Raw genomic sequence first — 21,569 nt, 5'->3', positions numbered from 1 at the left:
CGGCAGACTCGGCCTCTAGACCCATAGCTAACGCCTGTCTAACATGCCGCGCAGTTACACCGAGGGCCGCTCCGCGTGCGGAGCGGCCCTCGTCGCTAGAGGCGGAGCGGGCTCAGCGCGCGACGGTGATGCGCCGCGATGTAGCGAACGTCTCGCCGCGGAGCACCAGCACGTACGCGCCAGAGGCCAAGCGCGAGGCGTCGATCTCGACCACCTGCCGCGTCATCCCGGCCACGGGCCCGCTGTGGACGGATGCCACGCGGCGCCCCAAAAGGTCCAGCACGTCGATCGTCACGTTCTGCGACTCGCGCACGGCAAAGGTGGCCGTGGCCGAGCGACCTACGGGGTTGGGCGCGACCTCGCTGAGCACGTACGGCCCGTCAAAGTCCAGCCCGTCCTCGTTGGCGACGCCTGCGAGGACGTTCATCGAGACATCCACCGAGACGGTCCCGTTGGGGTCGTTGGACGTGAGCACGAGCGTCGTCGTCTGCGTGCTCCCGGCGTTGAACTCGACGCCAGGGGCCAGCGTGGCGGTCACGTCTACCGAGGCGCCGGGGGCGACCTCGCCAGAGGCGGCGCTGAGAGAAAGCCAGGACGGGAGCGTGCCGCTGGCGTCCGCCAGGGACCAGTCCAGCGCCACGCCGCCAGCGTTGGCGATGGTGAGCGTGGCCTCTTGCGTCTCCCCACGGGGCACGTCTTGCGTGACGGAGCCGGGCGTGACCGAGGCCAGCGGGGCGTTCGGGTTGCCCACCGTGAGCTGCAGGGGAACGGTCGTGACGGCCTCGTCTGGGTCGTTGGAGGCGATCGTGAGAACGCCATCGTAGACCCCGACCGCGAGGCCGGCAGCGTCCGCGCGCAGCGTCACCGTCTGAGAGCCGCCCCCAGCGATCCGGCCTGTGGCCGTCGGGGCGTCGCCCCAGAACGCGGAGAGGCGGATGGCCAGTTCGTCGTGGACGTACGCGGCGTTGTTGACGATCTGAAGTCCGTCCGTGCCGTCCGCGTTCTCGACCCCGATGGTGTGCGAGGTGGGGTCGCTCACGTCGTCCTTCATCGTCAGGTACTGGAAGACGATGGCCCCGCTCTGGCTGAGGATGACCTGGAACGTGGAGACCTCCCCGGAGAGGTTGTAGTGCGGCACGTCCTCGTACGTCACCACGAACCGGCCGTCCCCCATGTCCTGGTGCAGGACGCGCCCGCGGAGCGACGGGTTCAGGTCGTCCCAGTACGCCGCGATCATGGCGTTGGGCGTGTCGGCGGTGGGGATGGGATCGTTCGTGTACGAGTCCGAGTCGGTGGCGCCAAAAGACAGGATGCCGTTGGAGCCGATGTAGACCGCCGTCTGGTCCTCTCCGTAGAAGGAGAACGTGAACGGGAGCAGCACCTGCTGGCTGTCGTCGTCCCCGAGCGATATCGCCGTCCCCGTTTCGGAGATGTCGACCCAGTCGAACGCGGGGCCTCCGGCCTCGTCCGAATCCGTCCACGTGTAGCCAAAAGCGTCGGGGCCGCCGGAGCCCTGGCTCTTGGGCGCCACGCCAGAGGCCTGGCGGGCTTCCTTGGCCTCTGGCGTCGGGTCCCGCTCCGGCGCTGCCGCGAGGCGGGTCGCCGCGCCAGCGGCGTAGGCTGCGTGGTGGCGGGCGGTGGCGCTGCTGGAAGCGGCGAGCGAAAGGCTAAAGCGGAGGTCGCCTTCACCCGTGTTCTGGATGTCGAGCGTGGCCTCGGCCGTGCCGCCCACCTCGGCCTCGAACGCGATCACGTCCGACGCCACCTCGACGTCCGGCGCGGCCAGCGTCGTGAACTCGACGGAGTTGGAGAGCGGTGAGAGGTTGAAGCTCTCGTCGATGGCCTTGACCGCGACGTGGTAGGTCGTGGCGAAGTCCAACCCGAGGAGTTCGATCGCCTCTGGCGTGCCGCTAACCTGCGGCGTGCCGGTGGCCATCCGCGGCGTCGCGCCCGCCCAGTCCTCTTCGGTCAGGATCGGCGAGGCGCTCGTGCGGACGAAGTACTCCGCTGCCGTACCGACCGTCCCGTCGTCGCCAGTGGCCGTGAACCGGAGGGTCGCGAAGTCCCCGTTGGCCGTTGCGGAGAGGTCGGTGATGGCCGCTGGCGGGTTCTCCTCCGGCTCCACAAAGCTCTCGACCTGATCGGAGCGGGAGGCCGAGGAACCCTGGCGGGCGGTGAGGCCGAGCCCGCGGCGCGCGAAGCCGCGCCAGAGGATCTCGGTGTTCTCGCCGTTGTAAAGCGCCTGATCGGCGGCGAGGATGGCATCACGGCCGTCCACGAAGCCGGGGCTACAGGGCTGGAGCTTCAGGCCCTCCATCACGAGGGCCAGCATCATCTGGTTGCCCGCCGTGCCGCTGGCGTTGTAGAGATCGGGGTCCCAGCCGTGCTCCTCGATCATCTCCCACGTCACCTCCCAGAGGATCTGGGACCACACGAAGCCGACGCCGTGCGGGGCGGAGAGTCCGCCGTTCGTCGCGCCGTAGGTCGCGGAGTTGACGGAGAAGTCCGTGGAGTACGGCGCGCCGGGCGACGGCTGGAAAGGTGCCGAGCGGATCCCGTTTCCGGAGACCGGCTGCCCGATGAGGTAGTTGCCCACCGGGCGGCGGTCTGCCCCCGTATCTCCGGGCTCGATCGTCATGATGAGGCCAAAGAAGTCGCTCCAGCCCTCGCCCATTTGCTCGTCGTTGCGGAGGCAGCCGACGTTGGACGGGCCTCCGGTGAGGCGCGTCGAGATCCCGTGGCCGTATTCGTGCGCCACAACGGTGTGGTCAAAGGAGCCGTCGATGTCCGGCGTCGGGTTGGAGCCGATGTACATCTGCATGCGGGGCTCCTGGCCGTCCGGGGGCGTCGAGAAGTTGGCGTTGGTGTCGCAGGGGCTGAACTCGTTGCAGATGTCCGCCCCGCTCTGGCTCTCGGAGTCCACCGCGTCGCCCCCGGCGCCGCCGTTGCCGTAGTTGTTCGCCTGGAAGTTGCCGCTGGCCTCATCGAAGCCGTAGCGGTACATGACGTCGTGGACGATGTTGCTCCAGTAGAAGAGGTTGACGACGGAGGCGTCCTTGTTGAGTTCGGGGCTCAGCGCGAAGTCCAGCGGGAAGTCGAACGTGAGGCTCTCGCCGCCGTCGGGCTCGCCGTTCGCGTCCGGCTCCTCGTCGTCGTCGCGGTCGAGGTAGGCGTGCGTGTTGTTGCCGCGCGTCGTCGTGAACTCCGCGCCGGCCACGCCGTCAGTGTCGTGCCAGCCAAAGGGAGACGCGATGGCGTCCTCCATGCCCGAAATGAGGATGCGCGCGTCGCCGGGCGCCACGGGGTCCGAGTAGAGCGGGCTCTCGATGGGCATCGGGTAGGCGCGGTACGTCGCGCCGCCTCTGGCGCCAGAGGCGAGCGCCTTCGCGGCCTGGACCGCGAACGGCACCATCGGCGCCGGGCCTGAGGCGCGGCTGGCCTCTGGCGCGCGGGCCGGAGCGGGGCCATGCACCGGGTAGAGTTCGCTCACCAGGCGGTCCTCCATGCGGATCACGCGGCCCGTGGCGGCGTCGATGTGGCCGAACCAATCGCCGCCGTCCTTGAGGAAGAGCGTGGTCTCCCACGCGAGCGTGAGGCGTCCGCCGTCCTCGGCGTAGACGAGCCGGGCGCGGACGGGCAGGCGCGTTACGCCGCCGTCGCTCAGGACGGTCTCGCGCGAGGCGCCGCCTTTCTGCGAGACGGCCGTGAACGCCGTGCGCGGCGCCACGCCAGAGGCCTGCGCCAACGCCATCACCGCGGCCTCTGGCGAGAGCGAGGCGGTGGCGCTCCCGCGCTTCTGCGCGACGCCAGAGGTCAGGCGGCCGGCGGCGTGGAACACGCGCCCGTGCCGGTCGATGCCGACCGAGAGCGGACCGCTGGCGACCTCGATGCCGCCGATGGCCTGCCGGAGGTACACGTGCTGGATCCCGTTGAGCCCCGGCACCTCGTCCGTGACCACGAGATCCGACACGTCCGCCTGCTGGAGGCTGTGGCGATTCCAGTTGTTCTGGAGGTAGCGGACCGCCGTTTGCTCAGCCAAGCTCTGCGCTGAGGCGAGAGCGGGGAGCAGCAGCGCCAGGGCAACGGCGGCGAATCGAACGGACATGTGCAGGCGGGTCACGATGTTAGAGGCACGGGGCTTCAAAACGATACCACCCGGGCCTCTGCCCTGCCATCACATCTCGCGCCGCACAAACACCTTTCGCACATAAGCCTTGCCCTTATCCGGCCATTGGAGGCTTGCCGCGGCGCCACCGCAAACGCGGCGCCTCAAAAAAACGGCCTCTGGCGGAAGCCGCCAGAGGCCGAACAAACCGGAAGCGACGCCAGAGGCTAGATGCCGAAGCCGTCGCCGCCCATGTCGCCCTGCGGCTGCTGTTGCGGCTGGCGGCGCTGCGGGCCGGAGCCGAACGTGTAGGTCAGCGTGGCCGAGACCTGCTGGATGTTCGGGTCGAACACCGACGACGTCTGGGAGAACTCGGTGTCGGTCGAGAACTGGAAGCGCGCCGTCGAGAACACGTCGTTGAGGCGCGCGGAGAGCGAGAGGCGGTCCGAGAGCTTCTGGTTCAGGCCCAGCGTGGAGAAGCCGAAGCCCTCGCGGCTGCCGCCGACGATGTTGGACGGGCCGCGGTAGAACAGGAAGAACTGGAGGTCCGTGCCCTCGCGCAGCTTGGCCTGCACGCTCGTGCGCGCGCTCCAGGTGAGGCCTCTGGCGGACTCGTTCTCGCCCTCGCCCGTGGTCACCTCCTGGTACACGCTACCGGAGAGGAAGCCGCGGAGCGGGCCGAGTTGCGCCAGGAGCGTCACGTCGGAGCCGTAGGAATCCTGCGTCGCGAAGTTGACCTGCGTGAACGTCCGGTTGCCGGTCACCGGGTCGGTAAAGACCTGGCGGCTGATAGCGTCGGTCGTGCGGCGGTAGAAGGGCGCGACGGTCAGGAAGTACTTGTACGTGAAGCCGAGTTCGAAGGAGTCCGTGTACTCCGGCTTGAGCGCCGGATTGCCGACGCGGACGAACGTGGTGTCCTCGAACGACGGGAACGGGTTGAGCGAGAACGTGCGCGGGCGGTTGATGCGCCGCGTGTACGAGCCCTTGACGAGCGAGCCCTGCGCCAGCGGGTACGACAGGAACACGCTCGGGAAAAGGCTGGTGTAGCTCTGCGAGGCGAGGTCCTCGTCGACCGTCGGGATGCCCGGCGTGACGGGCACCTCGGTCAAGAGGTCGAAGTTGCGCTTGGCGTACTCAGCGCGGACGCCGGCCTGGACCTGGATCGGCCCGACGGGGCGCGCGCCCTGGAGGTAGACGGCCGCGATCTGGCGGTCGTAGTCGAACGCGTTCGTCTGGCCGGGGTCGATCTCGAAGTCGCCGCCGGTGGCCCGCTCGTAGGTCCGGTCGCTCGCGACCCACTCGGCCGTGCCCTTACCGCCGACTTCGAGCTTGAGCGCGCCGAGAGGCCGGGTGTAGTCCACCTGGAACGAGGCCTCATCGTTGGACTGGTCGCTGTTCTGCCTCTGGCGTGCCGCGAGGCCGTTCGTGAGGGCGAAGCACTCGCCGGTGTCGCTGCCCGCGACCGTGCCGAACGCGTCGGCAAAGCAGCCGAGGTCGTCGTTCTGGTTGGCCGTGTAACGCGCCTCGACGGCGAGCTCGTGGTCGCTCGTCGTGCCGCCGCCGCCGCGCGGGCCGCCGAAGCCGCCGCGCATGCCACCGGGGCCTCCGGGGCCGCCGCCAGAGGCCGCTTGCGACCCGCCTCCGCCGCCGACGAACTTGCGCCGGAAGACGAGCGCGGCGTCACCGTTGAAGCCGTCGGAGTTGGAGTCGTTCAGGCGCTGGGAGTCCGCCGTGCCGCCGGTGAGGTAGTCGAAGCTGGTGAAGCCGTCGTTGACGCCGTTGCGCAGCCCGAGCGATCCCTCGAACGTCAGGTCCGCGCCCTCAAAGAAGGTGTAGTTGGCGGAGCCGTTGAGGAAGTGCGAGGTGTTGCGGTTGCCGCTCTCGCCGTTCTGATTGCGGTTGGTGACGGTCTCGCCAGAGGCGTTACGGAGCAGCAGCGAGGACTCGCTGAGCGTCTGCCGCTCGTCGTAGCGGAAGCCGTACTGCGCGTTGAGGTCCCAGGCGCCCTGCTGGTAGCTGACGTTGGCGCCGACGTTGCCGCTGGGCTCGGTCCCGCCGCCGAGCGTGAGGCCGCCGGAGAGGCCGCGATCGGTGCCCTCGGCGAGCTTGATGTTGATGATGCCGCCCATGCCGTCGGGCTCGTACTTCGCGCTGGGGTTGGGGATCACCTCCACGCTGTTCACCTTGTCCGCCGGGATCTGGCGGAGCAGCGCCGCGAGGAACGCGCCGGTCACGGGCACGGGGCGCCCGTTGATCTGGATGGCGACGTTCTGGTTGCCGCGCAGCGAGACGTTGCCGTCGGTGTCGACTTCGAGCGAGGGAAGCGTCTGCAGCGTTTCAAGCGCGCTGCCGCCGGCGGTGACCGCCTGCTCCTGCACGTTATAGACAGTGCGGTCGGCCTGCTGCTCTACGAACTCGCGCTGGGCCGTCACCTGCGCCTCGCCGAGAAGCGCGGCGTCCGGCGCCATCTGGATCACGCCGAGGTCCGTCGGGCCTGCGGAGACCGCGACGTCCTCCTGCTCAATCGTGGTGTAGCCCACGAAGCTGAAGCGGACGCGGTACGTGCCCGGCCGGAGGCCGATCTCGAACCGACCATCGAGGTCGGTCGCGGCGCCGGTCAGGAACGCGTCGTTCTGGTAGATGGTGACGTTGGCGCCAACGATGGACTCGCCCGTCGAGCCGTCCACGACGGTGCCGACGAGCGGGGCGCCCATGCCGCCCATCTGGGCGAGGGCCTCTGGCGCGGAGACCGCTGCGAGGAGCCCGAGGGCGAGCGTGCGTAGGAAAAGAGACATATCGGAACAGCGCGAGAGGCTCGCGGGTGGGGACGTGGCAAAGTGGCGCGGCTACGCCCGCAACGGACGCGAGTTGCGGAGAGCGTGTGGAGCGTCGCCAGAGGCCCGGTTTCGTTGCCAACCGGCCCGTTTGCGGCACCGGCTGCTCGGCCCGAGTCCTCGCCGCGGGGCACGGTCCCACGCACCCCGTCTGCCTCTGGCGCCAGAGGCCCCGGTTCCCGGTTAGCCGAGCCGCTGGCGCACCGCGCGTAGCCGCGCGAACGCCGGGCTGTCCGGGTCCCTCGCGTCGCGAAGGCCGCTGTACAGGCCGCGCGCCTCCTCCCGGGCGCGGCGGATCTGCCCCGCCTCGATGAGCCCTTCCACATAGCGCAACCGCGCGAGCTTCGCCGTCCGGTTGTCCGCGCCCAGCGCCCTCTCCATCGTGCGGGCGCCTCTGGCGATCAGCGCGAGGCCGGCCGACGTATCGCCCTGGAGCGCGCGGGCCTCGCCCACGAGCACCAGGCTGTTGGCGACGCTGACGTGCACGTCCCCGAAGTGCCTCTGGCGGATGCCGAGCGCCTCGACGTAGAGCGTTTCGGCCTCGGCGTAGCGGCCGTCGGACTGGAGCGCCCAGCCAACCTGGCTCAGGCTCTGCGCCACGTGCGGGTGGTCCGGGCCGAGCAGCCGGCGGCGGATGCCGAGGGCCTCCTTGTGGAGCGCGATGGATTCCGAGGCGCGGCCGTCCGCCAGGAGCAGCGCGGCGTAGTCGTTGAGCACCTGCGCGGTCTGGACGTGCTCGCCCATCGTGCGGCGCCGAACCTCGAGCACGCGCTGGTATAGCGGCTCGGCCTCGCGAAAGCGCTGGAGGTCGTAGAGCACGTAGGCGATCTGGTTGAGCGTCGCCGTGATGCGCTCGTCCTCTGGCGGGAGCTGCGCCTCGCGGATGGCGAGGGCCTCGCGGAGTTCGCGGAGCGCCGCCTCGTACTCGCCGCGGACGCGGCTGATGATGCCCAGCCCTTCCAGGTCCGCGGCGATGGCGAGCGGGTCCGGCTCGGCTGCGCCCCGGTGGAGGGCCAGGGCGTCGGTGTAGAGCACCTCGGCGCGGCCGTAGTCGCCGCGCACGTAGGCGAGCCACCCCAGGTCGCGGAGGCCCGTCGCCACGTCGGGGTGATCGTTTCCGAAGTGCTCTCGGCGGAGGTCGAGCGCCTCGCGCAAGAGGCTGTCCGCGCGGTCGAAGTGGGCGTAGCTCTGGTAGATCTTGCCGAGCGAGCCCAAGAGTTGGGCGCGCACGTCGGGGTGCGCGTCCAGGCCCGAGCGGACGCGGAGGGCGGCGCGCGCGAGCACGGAGTCGGCGCTGAGGAGACCGCCCTGAGACCGGCTGGGGTCGAAGTCGCCCAGGAGATCGGTCATAAACGCGGCCACCTCGACGGCCCGCTCGGCCTGGGCCGTGGCGCGGGCGCTCTCCGAACGGGCCTCTCGCGCTTGCCACAGCGTCAGCCCCGCCCCACCCAGCACGGCCGCGAGCGCCACGGCGCCAGCGGCGACCGAGACGCGGTTGCGGCGCACGAACGTCGCCAGCCGGTACCCGACCGTATCTGGCCGCGCCTCCACCACGCGGCCCTCCAGGTGCCGCCGCAGGTCGCGCGCGAACGCCTCCACCGACGAGTAGCGCCGCTCCGGCTCTTTGCGCAGCGCCATCATCACCACGCGGTCCAGGTCTCCCCGCAGGCGCCGCGAGAGCTGCGCGGGCGAGAGGCCTCTGGCGCCCGCGTTGTCCGCAGTAAACGCCGCCGACGGCGCGGGCGGCGAGTGGTCCAGAACGGCCTGCGCGACCTCGTGTGCGGGGCACCCCTCAGTCTGGACCGTTTTGGAGCCGGTGAGGAGTTCGTAGAGCAGCGCGCCGAGCGCGTACACGTCGGCGGCGGTCGAGGCCGGCTCATCGCGGATCTGCTCCGGCGCGGCGTAGGCGGGCGTCAGAAGAGTCCGGCCCGTGTGCGTGGTCGCGGCCCCGTCCTCGCGCACGAGCGTGGCCACGCCAAAGTCGAGAAGCTTGACCCGGGGGGCAGAGGTCCGCGGTAGCGAGGGACGCGCCGTGCCTCTGGCGCCAGAGGCGCCCCCTTCGTCCTCGATGGAGTGCAGCCCGGGGTCCCCCGCCTCGCCAGAGGCCACGAGGATGTTGCTGGGCTTGAGGTCCCGGTGGACGATCAGCGCGCGGTGGGCGTAGGCGACGGCGTCGCAGACCTGCAGGAAGAGGCGGATGCGCGCGTCTACGCCGAGCCTCTGGCGGTCGGCGTAGGCCGTGATGGTCTCGCCCTCCACGTACTCCATCGCGAGCCACGGGCGCCCGTCCGGCAGCGCGCCCGTGTCCAGCAGCCGCGCCACGTTGGGGTGGTCCAACGAGCCCAGCAGCTCGCGCTCGCGCCGAAAGCGCGGCCCCACGTCGGCGGAAAGGCCAGGGCGCACGACCTTGATTGCGACGGGGCGGCGGTAGGCGCCATCGGCCCGGCGCGCGCGGTAGACGGCGCCCATGCCGCCGGTGCCGACCCGCGCCTCGACGCGGTAGCAGCCCACCTCGCGGCCGACCAGGTCGTCCAGAGCGGGGGCGTCCAGCGCGCCGTCGCCCCCTGCGCCCAGCGTGGCGTCGCGCAGGCCGCCGAAGAACCCGTCCGCTTCGTCATCGAGAGCTAACAGCCGGCGCACTTCGTCGCGCAGCGCCTCGTCCAGCACGCCCTTTTCGTCCCGGCACCCGGCGTCGAGGATCTCCTCGCGCGATGCGGGTGCGGCGCCAGAGGCCTCGTCCAAGAGCGCCTCAATGCGACGCCAGCGGGTGGAATCCAGCACGGCGTCAGGGGCTACAGGTCGAGAAGGGGCGAGGGCTTGAGCTCGCCGTAGAGCCACGCGCGCGCCGCGCGCCAGCTCCGCCCCACGGTAGCGACCGAGAGCCCGAGGGCCTCGGAGGTTTCCTCGACGGACATGCCGCCGAAAAAGCGGCACTCCACGATGCGGGCGGCCCGCTCGTCGGCTTTGGCCAGGCGCGTGAGGGCTTCGTCAAGCGCGGAGATGGTGTCGGCCTGCTCGTCGCTGAGGAGCGAGCCGTCGTCTGCCGTGCTCGCCTCGTCCAGCGAGAGGTTCGGGACGCCGCCGCCGCGCTTGAGCGCGCGCTGCGCCTCGGCGTAGGTGACGAGCACCTGCCGCATCGCCCGGCTCGCCACCCCCAGCACGTGCGAGCGGTTCTCGAAGCCCTCCACGCTCCCCAGCAGCTTGAAGTACGCCTCGTGGACGAGCGCCGTCGTGTTCATGGTCTCGTTGCCGCGCCAGCGGGCGCGGTGGTGGCGCGCGAGCGTGCGGAGCTCGTCGTAGAGCCGTCGGAACAGCGCGTCGGAGTCGGCCTCGCCCCGGCGGAGCGCGTCGAGCAGACGGGTTACGTCGCCGGGGGGAGGCGTGTCCGGAGAAGTCGAGGACATGCCGGGGACCTGGGTGGGTGGCCCGAACATACTGAACACCTTTGATTTCGCGCCCCCGCTAGGCCACGCGCGTATTCCCCGCCAGAGGCCGTGGGACCCCGAGGAAACCGGCTCTACGCGCCTCTGGAGGGCGTTCTCGATTTTTTTCGAGCGGCATGACACATATCGGACCGTTTTCCCGCATTAGAGGGTGAGGCTCGTTACAAGCCATCTCTTGCCCCTCGGCAAGAACGGTGGGGCCGCCGCACCTTGTGGTGGGAGTGCGGCGGCCCCGGGCCTCCCCTTCGCCTGATCCCGCTGGCGTTTCGTGCCGGCGGGATCGGATGCGGCAGCGGCGCCTCTGGCGGAGCGGGCTCACGGACTGCTCGCAGAGCGGAGCAAGCGTTCCAGACGTGAGCGCGAGGCCCGCGTGAGCGCGTGATCGGCGCCGTGCACCGCTTTAAAGCAGGCCAGCGCGAGCCGTTCGTTCGGGATCGCAGTGGCGTGGTCCCCCTGCAGCGCCGCGATCCGGGCCAGGAGCCCGTGGCTCGCCCCGGTAAACGGATGCGCCGCGCCGTGCTCGGCGCGGTGGATGCGCACTGCCTCCTCGGCCAGCGACCGCGCCGCGTCCAGACGCCCCTGCTCGCGCAGCACCACCGCGAGGCGCAGCAACGTCGACGCCGCCTCTGGCGGGTCCGATGGCGCCAGAGGCGCGCCCGCGTGGGCGAGCGTGCCGCCGAGGCTCTCGAAGAAGAGCGTCGCCTCGCGCTCTGTTTGGAGCAGCGCGTCCACGTCGCGGCGGAGCGCGGCGTCGCCAGAGGCCTCCCGCGCCAGCGTGGCGTCGCGCTCCGCGCGGGGAAGGTCCACGACGGCGTCGAAGAGGTCCTGAATGCGGCGCCAGCGGTCGGGGCTCATGGGCACGGGGGCTGCCGGGTCTACCGGAACCGGGCGTGCGCCCCGTCACGCGCCTAGATCCGCGACGGAAAATCGCGCTCCATGTGCGTGTAGAGCCACGCGCGGGCCGCCCGCCAGCCGCGCGTGACCGTGGACTCCGAGATGCCGAGCGCGGCGGCCGTCTCCGCTTCCGTCATGCCTCCGAAAAAGCGGCACTCCACGATGCGGGCGCCTCTGGCGTCGAACGCTTCGAGTTTGGAGAGCGCCGCTTCGAGCGCTCGGATGTCGTCGGCCTGCGAGGGGCTGAGGAGGTTGCCGTCCGGCACGCCGGCCACGTCATCCAGCGCGAGGTCGTGCACGCCGCCGCCGCGCTTCTGCGCGTTGCGGCCCTCGGCGTAGTTGACGAGCACCTGCCGCATGGCGCGGCTCGCGATGGCGAGGAGGTGCGCGCGGCTCTCGGCCTTGAGGTCGCCCCCGGCCAGCTTGATGTACGCCTCGTGCACGAGCGCCGTCGTGTTGAGCGTCTCGTTGCCGACCCAGCGCCGCCGCTGGCGCCCGGCGAGATCGCGGAGGTCGGCGTACAGGCGGCGCACGAGGGCATCGGGGGCCTCGTCGATGGTCTCCCCTCTCCGCAGGGAGTCGACAAGCGCGGTGGCTTCGGCGTCGAGGGTGCGGTCGTCCATGGGCTCGGTGGGATGCCGGAAGGTAGGAACGGGCCCACGCTCCGCCAGAGGCCCGGCGCAGGGCGCGAGGGCGTCTCGAAAAAAACGAAGACGCTCTGTGACTCCCGCCCAAACCGCCGCGTCTTCGCCCGGTCCCAGCCGCCGGCGAACGGCGCCAGAGGCTGGGGCCGCCTCGGCAACCCGCCGTGGCCCGCCCTTTCCTGTCCACCACTGTATCGTTAGGCACAGCCCCTTCCCCGCCGATGATCCGTTTCCTACTCCCTCTCCTCCTCGTCCTCGCCTCGCCTCTGGCGGCCGCGCAACCCGGCGCGCCAGACGCCACGTTCGCGGGGAATGGCGTGTTCAGCTACCAGGCCCCGAACACGGGCGCCTCTCGCGTTCTCGTCCGGCCCGACGGGAGGATCCTCCTTATCGGCGTGGTGCAAGGCAACGCCGCCGTGCTCTCCCTCCGCGCCGACGGCACGGTGGATACCGCCTACGGGACGGACGGCGTCGCCGCGTTTCCGGACAGCCGCGCGTACCGCGCGCAGGGAGCGACGCTGCTCGCCGATGGATCGCTCGTGCTCTCCGGCGCCCGCGTGGACGACGACGACACCATCCAGGCGGGCGTGCTCCTCAAGCTGAGCGCCTCTGGCGCGCCAGAGGCCACGTTCGGCACCGGCGGCATCGTGGAGTTGGAGGCCGAGGAGGGGTTTGACCAGAGCCTGTTCGTCGCCGTGCGGGAGCTTACCGACGGCTCGCTGGCCACAGGCGGGACGTACGCCGCGTCGGATGGCGAGGGCGGCGGCGGCGTCCTCTCGGCCCGGTTCACGCGTACCGGCGCGCTCGACGCGTCGTACGGCACGGGCGGCGTGATCAGAACGCCCTCCTCGTCTGGACTGGTGGCGTTTGGGGGGGTCTACGACGCCAACGGCGCGCTCACGCTCACGGGCGGCGTCGCGGTGCCCGATGGGTTGTTCGAGTTGGACGGCGCCCTCGCTCGCGTGCTCCCCGATGGCACGCTGGACGCGTCGTTTGGAGCCGACGGCGTGACCACCTTCAGTACGGGCTTTCCCTTCGTGCTCATGACGGATGCGCGGGTGGATGCAGAAGGGCGCACCGTCGCGGTCGGCATCTCCGCGGACCTGTTCGCGGGCGCCTCGGAAGCCCTCGTCGTCCGCTTCCTCGCCGATGGCACGCTGGACGCGACCTTTGCCGAGAACGGCATCTTCCGCTCCACTCTGGGAGCCGCGATTGCGCAGACCACGGCAGTCGCGATTCAGAACGACGGCAAGGTTCTCTTCAGCGGCACCGTCGGCACGCTTATCGCGCCAGAGGCTTTTGTGGGTCGGCTGACCACGGGCGGGCAGTTGGACGTCGCGTTCGGCACGAACGGCGTGAGCCGCGTCGCCGCCGGCACGCCCGCGGTCGGCGCTGGTCTCGCCCTTCAGGCCGACGGGCGCATCCTCGTCGCGGGACAACGCGGGAACGGCGAGTCCGACCCGACCGGCATCGTCGCCGCCCGCCTCCTCAACGACGACGTGGACACCGCCGCCGAGCCTCCGGCGCGCTCCGGGCCTCTGGCGCTCCGCCTCGCGGGTCCCAACCCGTTCGCCGAGCGCACCACGCTTGCGCTGGACGCGGCCGCGCCTCTCGCGGTCCACGTGGCGGCCTACGACGTGCTCGGCCGCGAAGTAGCAACGCTACACGACGGCCCTCTGGCGGCGGGCCGAACGGTTCTCGCGTTCGACGCCAGCGGCCTCTCGCCGGGGACGTATCTAATCCGCGCGACCGCAGGCGGCGCCTCGGCGACACTCGCGGTCGTGCGGCGCTAACCGACAGGCCTCTGGCGCGCTGTCCACACGCCGTCCACACTGTGGACAGGCGCGTGGGTTGTAGCGCCAGAGGCTCAAACGGCCAGAGGCTCAGGCCGCCAGAGGCGCCATCTCGAAGGCCTCGGCCAGAAGCGAGAACGAGCGCAACCGCGCCTCGGGGTCGTAGATGTTCGTCGTGACCATCACCTCGTCGGCGCCCGCTTCCTCGGCGCGGCGCGTGATCTCGTCGCGGACGGCCTCTGGCGTGCCCACGATCGCAATCTGGCGGTAGAGGTCGACGGCCTGCTGCTCGGCAGGAGAGTAGTCGTGCGCGATGGCGGTCTCTGGCGACGGCAGCGGCTCGAAGCGCCCCGTGCGGATGCCCGCCCAGGCGAGTTCCATCGTGGTCGCGAGGCGGCGGGCCTCGGCGTCGGTCTCGGCGCAAACGACGGTCGCGGCGAGAATGGCGTGCGGCTCGGGAAACGCCTCGGAGGGCTGGAACGCGTCGCGGTAGGCGAGCAACGCGGGGGCCGCTGGCGTGGGCGAGAAGTGGCTCGCAAAGGCGTAGCCCAGCCCGTTGGCGCCGGCGAACTGCGCGCTCGCGCCGCTGGAGCCGAGAAGCCAGATCGGCGGGAGGTCTACGCCCGTTGGCGTGACGCGCACCTGCGCGAACGGGTGGTCGTCGGGGAAGCCGCCGCGCGAGAGCGTGACGAGCTCGGCGAGCTGGTGCGGGAACTGCTCGGCGTCGAACGAGCGGAGCGCGCGGACGTGCGCCGGGTTGGTGCCGGGCGCGCGCCCGAGGCCGAGGTCGATGCGGCCGGGGAACAGCGTTTCCAATGTGTGGAACCGCTCGGCCACGAGCAGTGGCGCGTGGTTGGGCAGCATCACGCCCCCGGAGCCGACGCGGATGCGCTCGGTCGCGGAGGCCACCTGCCCGATAATGATCTCGGGCGCCGAGCTCGCGATGCTGGGCATCCCGTGGTGCTCGGCGTACCAGAGCCGCTCGTAGCCCAGTCGGTCGGCGAGCTGCGCGAGGTCCACGGTCCGGCGGATGGCCTCGGCGGCGGTCCCGCCAGAGGTGATGGGGACGAGGTCGAGGATGGAAAGCGTCATCGGTGTGCGGAGTCGTTTCCCCGCCGAACGCCGCGCCTCTGGCGCCCGATTCCGGCCGGACGAGGTCTTCACGCCGCCAGAGGCCTCTGGCGGAGCGCACCACCTCGCGCGCCCCGCGCCCCCGCCAGAGGCCCGGTATCTTCGCCGGCTCCCACCTCGCGGGCGCCCCCGCAGCCGATGTACCTCAAGAACCTCTCGATCCACGGGTTCAAAAGCTTCGCCCAGAAAACCGCCGTCGACTTCTCGCCGGGCGTGACGGCTATCGTGGGGCCCAACGGGTGCGGCAAGAGCAACGTCGTGGACAGCATCCGGTGGGTGCTCGGCGAGCAGCGCGCGCGCCTCTTGCGCAGCGAGAGCATGGCCGGCGTGATCTTCAACGGCGCCGCCGGCAAAAAGGCGCTCGGCATGGCCGAGGTGGAGCTGACGATCGAGAACACGCGCGGCGTGCTGCCGACCGAGTACGGCGAGGTGACGGTCGCGCGGCGGCTCTACCGCTCCGGGGACTCCGAGTACCTCTTGAACGGCGTAACGTGTCGGCTCAAGGACGTGCTGGACCTGTTCATGGACACCGGCATGGGCGCCGGCGCCTACTCCGTCATCGAGCTCAAGATGATCGAGGACATCCTGAGCGAGAACGCGGCCGACCGGCGGCGGCTGTTCGAGGAGGCCGCTGGCGTCACCAAGTACAAGGTGCGCCGCGGGCAGGCGCTCAAAAAGCTGGACGCGACCCAGGCCGACCTCACGCGCCTGGACGACATCATCGAGGAGGTCGAAAAGCAGGTCCGCAGCCTCTCGCGCCAGGCGCAAAAAGCCTCGCGCCACCGCCGCTTTGCCGAGCGCCTCCGCGCCCTGGAGCTGGCGATGATCGCGCACGACTACGCCCGCCTGGGCGCCGAGCGCGCCGAAGCGGCCCGCGCCGCGCAAGAGGCCCGCGAAGGGGTCGGCGCGCTCAACGCGCAGATCGCCAAGGGCGAGGCCGCGCTCGAAGAGGAGCGGACGGGCCTCGTGGCCAAGGAGCAGTCGCTGGGCGACGCCCGCCGCGCGCTGGACGCCCACATCGAAACCGTCCGCGCGCTCGATTCCGAGCTGAGGGTCGGGACGGAGCGACGCGAAGCGAACGCCCGCGCCCTCGCGCGGCTGGACGCCGAGGACGACGCCGACCGCCAGAGGCTGGAGGCGCTCGACGCGCAGACCGAGGACTTAGACGCCCGCATCGGTGAGACCGCCGCCGCGCTGGAGCAGGCCTCTGGCGTCCGCGACGCTGCGCTCACCGCGCGCGCCGACGCCGACACCGCCGCGCAGCGGGCCCGGAGCACGCGCGATGCCGCGCGAGGGGACCTCGGCCGAGCCTCTGGCGAGGCGCAAAGCGCCCGCCGCGCCCTGGACCGCCTCGCCGACCGCCGCACGATGCGCGAGGCCGAGCGCCAGCGGCTCGCCGCCGAGCAGGCCACGCTCGAAGCGGGCGCTGAGGACAAGGCACCCAAGGCGGACCTCTCCGCGTTCGAGCAGGCGGCCTCTGCCGCCGAGATGGCGATGGGCGAGGCGCGAGAGGCCCGCGACATGGCGCAAGAGGCGCTGGACGGAGCGGAAGCCGCGCTGCAAACGTCGCGCGCCGCGCGCGAAGGCGCCCGCGCCGAGGCCGCGCTCCTGAGCGCGCTGGTGGAGGAAGGCAGCGGCGACGACGCCGTCTCGTTTCTCCGCGAGCACCCCGACTGGGACGCGCCGACCGTCGCCGACGTGGTCGGTTGCTCGGACGAGGACCAGCTCGCCGTCGAGGCCGCGCTCGGCCCGTGGGCGGGCGCGCTCGTCGTTCAGACCGAGGACGAGGCCGACGCCGCCATCGGCCGCTTGCGCGCGTCGGAGCGGGGCCGCGCGACGTTCCTCGTCCTCAGCCGCCTCGGCCGCGCTCCGCAGGAACGCTCCCCCACGCCCCCTGGCGCCGTGCCTCTGGCGGACCGCGTCCGCGTGGACGGCGCCTACGGCGCGCTCACCGGCGCCCTTTTTGCCAACACGTTTCTCGTCCCGTCGCTGGGAGACGCCCGCGAGCAGCGCGAAGCCTACCCCGTCGCCCGCTTCGTCACGCCCGGCGGCGCGTGGACCGACGGCACCGGCGCCGTCCGCGGCGGCAGCGCCACGGCCCAGACCTCGCGCCTCGGCACCCGCGAGCGGCTCGCGACGGCGCAAGAGGCCCTGGACGCTGCCGAGGCCGCTCTCGCGAGCGCCCAGACGGCCGCGGGGAGCGCCCGCGACGCCCGCGACGAAGCGCGCCAGGCGCTCCGCGCCGCCGAGTCCGAGCGCGACGCCGCGCGCCAGAGGCTGGCGGGAGCACAGCGCGACGCCGACCGCCATGCCGCCCAACGCGAGGCGCGAGAGGCCCAGGCCACACGCCTCGCCGCGAGGCTCGAGGCCCTGGACGCCGAGGCCTCTGGCGAGCCCGACGAAGCCGACCTCCAGACCGCCCTCGACGCCGCTACGGCGCAAGAGGCCGACGCCCGAGGCGTCCTCGAAACCGCCGAGGCCGCCGCGCGCGAAGCCGCCGAAACGCTCCGCCAGGCCGACGAGGCCTGGGCCGACGCGCGCCTCGCCTACGCCCGCGCCGAGAGCGAGGCCTCTGGCGCCCGAGCCGCCCGCGAGCGCGCCGAAGGCACGCGCCACGACATCGCGCAGCGCCAGGCCACGCGGCAGACCGAGCGCCAGAGGCTCGACGCCGCGCTCGCCGAAGCCTCTGGCGCCGGAGAAGGTCTGCGCCAGCAGCTCGACGAAGCCCGCGCGCTGACCGACGGGCTGCAAACCGCCGCCGAGGACGCGGAGACCGCCGTTCTCCAGGCCCGCGCCCACATCTCCGATGCCGAGGCCGCGCTTCGCGGTCTGCGCCAGAGGCGAGAAGCCGCCGCCGAGACGGCCTCCGGTGCCGAGATCAAGCAGGCCGAGGCCGCCACGCGACTGGACGGCCTGGACGAGCGGCTCACCGAGGAGCACGGCGTCGGCCTGGACGAGGCGGCGGAGCACCTCGACAAGCTGGAGGCGGAGGAGATGTTTCAGCCCGCCACGGCGCGGCTCGAAATCCCGCGCCTGCGCGACAAGATTCGCGGGCTGGGTGCCGTCAACGAGCTCGCGCTGGAGCAGTACGACGAGGAAAAGGAGCGCCTGAGCTTTCTCCAAGAGCAACGCGCCGACCTCGCCCACGCCGAGAACACGCTGCTCACCACGATCGACGAGATCAACACGACCGCGGCCGAGCGCTTCGGCGAGACCTTCGAGGCCGTCCGCGGCGCCTTCTCCGAGCTGTTCACCGACCTCTTCGGGTCGGACGCCGCCGCCGACCTCATCCTCGACGGCGACGACCCGCTCGAAGCGCCCGTCGAGATCCGCGCGCGGCCGAGCGGCAAGCGGCCCGTCTCGCTGGGCCAGCTCTCGGGCGGCGAGAAAACGCTGACGGCCATCGCGCTCCTCTTCGCGATCTACCTCGTCAAGCCAAGCCCGTTCTGCATCCTCGACGAGGTGGACGCGCCCCTGGACGACGCCAACGTGGGCCGCTTTATGCACCTCATCCGCCGCTTCGCGGACCGCACGCAGTTCATCCTCGTGACCCACAACAAGCTCACAATGGAGGCCGCCGACCGGATGTACGGCGTGACGATGCCCACGCCCGGCGTCAGCCGCCTCGTCGGCGTCCGCTTCGACGACGCCTCTGGCGACGGCGCCGATGCGGAGGCCGTCGCGCCGTCACCAGAGGCCGCAGCGTAGGCGCGCCTACCGAATCACGGTCACGAGCCGCGTCACGCGCGAGGCTCCTCCCGCCACGGCCTCTACGGCGTAGACGCCCGCAGCCAGGTCTCCCGGAAGCGCAAACGCCGTCTCGCCAGAGGCCTGCGGCCCGTCGGCGATCACGGCCACCTCGCGGCCGAGCATGTCCAACAGCCGCACGCGCACCCCCTCTGGCGCCGCGAGCGTCACGCGCACCGTCGCGGCTCCGCGCGAGGGGTTCGGGCCAACCGCCAGCGCGATTCCGCCAGAGGCCTCTGGCAAGGGGGCGGCGGCGACGGGCGGCGGGGCACCGGTCGTGTAGAACCGGACCGTGGTCCCGGTCTCCGGCAGCGCGGGCGCCGTCGCGAGGGAGCCGAACGTGTACCCTCCAACAGGGGGATAGCGCGAGAGGTCCAGGTAAGCGAGGGTAGCACTCCGTGAGTCCGTTTCCAGGCACCCGCCTGGGGCCGCGTCAACCTCAGCAAGAAAGTCTCCCTCGAAGTCCTCGTAGCTCGACTCAGGGTAGTACCCGCTGATCGCGTCGCTCTCGACGTAGCCATCGAGCAGGGCGCGAGATTCAGGAATCTCGCTGGGGTCGAACGCGCACGTCCCCGCAATGTCTGGACCGGAAGCATCTACGTCGAGAGAGCTCAGCGCCGGGATCAGCCTCACGTCATCGGCGGGATCATTGTCCTCGCCTGCGACCACCGGGCCGATGTCCCAGATCTCGAACGGCACGCGAATCACGTTGCTCAAGCCTCTATACGAGTAAAAATCTTCGGGGGCGGATAGCGCCAGGCCGCCGCCCGCCGTAAACCGAATCTCGAAGTCGTTAGGCGCCGCCGCGGCGAGCGTGAACCGAAACCGCTGGCTCGTATCGTGGATGTTATCGTGGAGGTAATACTGCCCCGTCGAGTTCAGCGAGCGCCAGACGAGGTTGCCACCCACTTCGTCACATCCGTCCGGGCTCACCGCGTCCGGGCCGCAGGGATCCCCGCCGTCGCCTCTGGCGACCTCGACGTACGCCGGAGCGCCAGAGGCCAGCTCCAAGACGCCGGGCACGTACACCTCTCCTGATTGGACCTCGGAAGCGGCCCCAACAGCGCCATTCGCGCCCGACTCGACCTGCCAGTAGAAGGTCCGCAGGCTGCTCCCCACTACCAGACTCCGGGCGGATACGGAGACCTCGGTCTCCGTCGTGACCCACTGCGACGTGAGGGCCTCTGGCGAGTCGCCCCATCTCAGCGTGTAGCCTTCGGCTCCAGGAACGGGCGTCCACGAGAAGGCGACGCTCTCCAAAGCTCCCACGTACTGCCCGGCCTCTGGCGCCAGAGGCGTGGGGGCGGGCAAAAGAGCGAGGGCGTCCCCGAGTGAGAAGAGCGAGCCGTCGTCGTATGCCACTTGTACCTCGTCGCTGATGTCGCGGAGTTCGGTGACGCTATCGAAGCGGTCCGTCCCTTGCGCGAAGAGGACCGCGAGGTCCACCGTGCGGCTCGCGCCAGAGGCCAGCGTAGTGGGCGGCGCCGTGATGACCATGCGGCGGTCGCCAGAGGGACCGTTCGTGCCCTCGCCGTCGATGTTCTCCTCGCTCCAGAAGGACCCCGTTACCGGGTCTCCTGCAAGGACGAATGGCGTAACGGGGTACGTCTCGGGTTGCCTGTAGCCGTTCCCGAACTCGCGCACCGGTGAACCGCCGCTCCACAAGCCCTGGAGCACGTTGTACATCTGCTCGCCCGTGATCGGGTCCCCCGTCGTCGTCGTGCTTTCCCCGCCGATGAACCAGCTGGAGGCGGCAGCGCCGTTCAGCAGGTCTATGCCCAGCGCGGGCGGAATGCCGTACACCAGGTCTGTCGGGCTGGCGTTGTAGGCGATGACGAGGCTCCGCGTCGTGTCGGTCGCGATGTAGTCATCTCCCGCGGCGCCCAGGTCGGGGTCACTAAAGAAGCCCGCGCGGAGGCCTGTGATCTCGTTCGCGCTCCGGTTGACGATCTCGTAGCGGTAGAACGTGGCCTCTGGCGCCCCGGCCACCGCGTCACCTGCGATCACGAACGCGCTCACGCGCACCTCCACACCGAGCGGCGGCGTCTCGCGAGCGGTGTGCGGCGCGCCCACGTCGTTCATGACCCACCACGCCGTCTGGCTTCCGTAGATCACCGGCCGCTCGCCCGCACCGAGGTCCAGCACCTGCTCCCGCGAGGTCGCCGTCAGCGGTTGGCCGATGGCGTCCACGGCGGGCGCGCCCAGCCCGACCGGCCACGCCGCGAGGTCTGCGGTCGCCTCGCCAGAGGCCTCGTAGCGGTCCACGTCCGCGGTACTCACGACGTAGATGCGGTCGAAGGCGGAGCAGTCGTCGGCGTCGGGCAGCATGCCGTCCTCGTTGAGCGGGCCGGGGTAGAAATTGAAGTTGCTGTAGTTCGAGCCCGCGACGCGGAGCTCGCCCTCGGCGAACCCGCCCAGCCAGATGCCCGCCGCGAACAGCGGGGAGTGGTCGGAGAAGCGCGGCGCGAGGTAGCCGTCGCCGTTGGTCGTGGTGTTGCCAAAGAACAGACTCCCGGTGTTGAACACGCGGGCGAAGACGTTGGACACGTCGAGCTCGCCCTCCGCCGTTCCCAGCGCGCATGAGCCCGGCGTCTGCGCAGAGGCCTCTGGCGCTACGCCAGAGACGCTAAGGAGAGCCAAGACGAGGAGCGTAACAAAGTGGCGCATAGAGATACGGGGAGAGAGAGGAACGTCAGTGTATAAACCTAAACGTCTCAGGAGCCTGAAAAACAGAACGAGCAGTCGTTTCGCGCGGTCCAGCTGTCCGCCCCCTCGCGGGAGCACACCACGGCGCCAGAGGCCTCTGGCGAGAATCGTGTGCGGCGCGAAGCCTTGCGCAGCCTGGGCCGTACGAGCCCCCGATGCGCACCCAGCCCCCTGCCCCGACCGCCTCTGGCGCGGTCCACTCCGGCGACGGCCCTGGTCTAGAGAGAGGGCTCATTGGCTCAGAGGTATAGGGCGCGGGCAGCCTCGCCCCG

10 protein-coding genes are annotated in these 21,569 nt (G+C 71.0%); 2 read left to right on the top strand and 8 right to left on the bottom strand.

What is annotated here, in order from left to right:
- Nucleotides 1-112: 112 nt before the first annotated feature.
- The 6 genes from BSZ36_RS01355 to BSZ36_RS01330 form a co-directional block, all read right to left on the bottom strand.
- Nucleotides 113-4,120, bottom strand: coding sequence for a M36 family metallopeptidase (locus BSZ36_RS01355; protein ID WP_143536710.1), 4,008 nt, complete (start codon nucleotides 4,118-4,120; stop codon nucleotides 113-115).
- A gap of 212 nt (nucleotides 4,121-4,332) precedes the next feature.
- Nucleotides 4,333-6,900: a TonB-dependent receptor domain-containing protein gene (locus tag BSZ36_RS01350; protein ID WP_094545367.1), complete on the bottom strand. Its 2,568-nt coding sequence runs from the start codon at nucleotides 6,898-6,900 to the stop codon at nucleotides 4,333-4,335.
- A 222-nt stretch (nucleotides 6,901-7,122) separates the two neighbouring features.
- Nucleotides 7,123-9,720: a serine/threonine-protein kinase gene (locus BSZ36_RS01345; protein ID WP_094545366.1), complete on the bottom strand. Its 2,598-nt coding sequence runs from the start codon at nucleotides 9,718-9,720 to the stop codon at nucleotides 7,123-7,125.
- An 11-nt stretch (nucleotides 9,721-9,731) separates the two neighbouring features.
- On the bottom strand, nucleotides 9,732-10,343 hold the full coding sequence (locus BSZ36_RS01340) for an ECF-type sigma factor (RefSeq protein ID WP_179270957.1): 612 nt from the start codon (nucleotides 10,341-10,343) through the stop codon (nucleotides 9,732-9,734).
- Nucleotides 10,344-10,697: 354 nt separating this feature from the next.
- Nucleotides 10,698-11,237, bottom strand: coding sequence for a tetratricopeptide repeat protein (locus BSZ36_RS01335; protein ID WP_094545364.1), 540 nt, complete (start codon nucleotides 11,235-11,237; stop codon nucleotides 10,698-10,700).
- Nucleotides 11,238-11,290: 53 nt separating this feature from the next.
- Nucleotides 11,291-11,899 carry an ECF-type sigma factor gene (locus BSZ36_RS01330; RefSeq protein WP_094545363.1) on the bottom strand — a complete coding sequence of 203 codons (609 nt, stop codon included), beginning with the start codon at nucleotides 11,897-11,899 and terminating at the stop codon, nucleotides 11,291-11,293.
- Between the two features lie 242 nt (nucleotides 11,900-12,141).
- On the opposite strand from BSZ36_RS01330, the gene BSZ36_RS01325 reads away from it, so the two are divergent.
- The gene (locus BSZ36_RS01325) at nucleotides 12,142-13,713 is read left to right on the top strand and encodes a hypothetical protein (RefSeq protein ID WP_094545362.1); all 1,572 of its coding nucleotides are present in this window, start codon (nucleotides 12,142-12,144) and stop codon (nucleotides 13,711-13,713) included.
- 90 nt (nucleotides 13,714-13,803) lie between these two features.
- On the opposite strand, the gene BSZ36_RS01320 is transcribed toward BSZ36_RS01325, so the two are convergent.
- Nucleotides 13,804-14,877 (bottom strand): LLM class flavin-dependent oxidoreductase, encoded by a 1,074-nt coding sequence (locus BSZ36_RS01320; RefSeq protein WP_218827515.1) that lies wholly within the window; start codon nucleotides 14,875-14,877, stop codon nucleotides 13,804-13,806.
- Nucleotides 14,878-14,982: 105 nt separating this feature from the next.
- On the opposite strand from BSZ36_RS01320, the gene smc reads away from it, so the two are divergent.
- Complete coding sequence (gene smc, locus BSZ36_RS01315; protein ID WP_094545360.1) at nucleotides 14,983-18,552, top strand: chromosome segregation protein SMC; 3,570 nt, start codon at nucleotides 14,983-14,985, stop codon at nucleotides 18,550-18,552.
- Between the two features lie 6 nt (nucleotides 18,553-18,558).
- Here the strand turns inward: smc and BSZ36_RS01310 are convergent, their stop codons facing one another.
- The gene (locus BSZ36_RS01310) at nucleotides 18,559-21,258 is read right to left on the bottom strand and encodes a T9SS type A sorting domain-containing protein (RefSeq protein WP_094545359.1); all 2,700 of its coding nucleotides are present in this window, start codon (nucleotides 21,256-21,258) and stop codon (nucleotides 18,559-18,561) included.
- Between the last annotated feature and the right edge of the window lie 311 nt (nucleotides 21,259-21,569).

The organism is Rubricoccus marinus, assembly GCF_002257665.1.
Taxonomy (GTDB): Bacteria; Bacteroidota; Rhodothermia; order Rhodothermales; family Rubricoccaceae; genus Rubricoccus; species Rubricoccus marinus.
This window is presented reverse-complemented; position numbering and strand designations above follow the sequence as displayed.

Bases quoted from the DNA above. Each gene is read 5' to 3' on its own strand.
- BSZ36_RS01350 (WP_094545367.1), bottom strand. From the start codon at position 6,900: ATGTCTCTTTTCCTACGCACGCTCGCCCTCGGGCTCCTCGCAGCGGTC.
- BSZ36_RS01340 (WP_179270957.1), bottom strand. From the start codon at position 10,343: ATGTCCTCGACTTCTCCGGACACGCCTCCCCCCGGCGACGTAACCCGT.
- BSZ36_RS01335 (WP_094545364.1), bottom strand. From the start codon at position 11,237: ATGAGCCCCGACCGCTGGCGCCGCATTCAGGACCTCTTCGACGCCGTC.
- BSZ36_RS01330 (WP_094545363.1), bottom strand. From the start codon at position 11,899: ATGGACGACCGCACCCTCGACGCCGAAGCCACCGCGCTTGTCGACTCC.
- BSZ36_RS01325 (WP_094545362.1), top strand. From the start codon at position 12,142: ATGATCCGTTTCCTACTCCCTCTCCTCCTCGTCCTCGCCTCGCCTCTG.
- smc (WP_094545360.1), top strand. From the start codon at position 14,983: ATGTACCTCAAGAACCTCTCGATCCACGGGTTCAAAAGCTTCGCCCAG.
- BSZ36_RS01310 (WP_094545359.1), bottom strand. From the start codon at position 21,258: ATGCGCCACTTTGTTACGCTCCTCGTCTTGGCTCTCCTTAGCGTCTCT.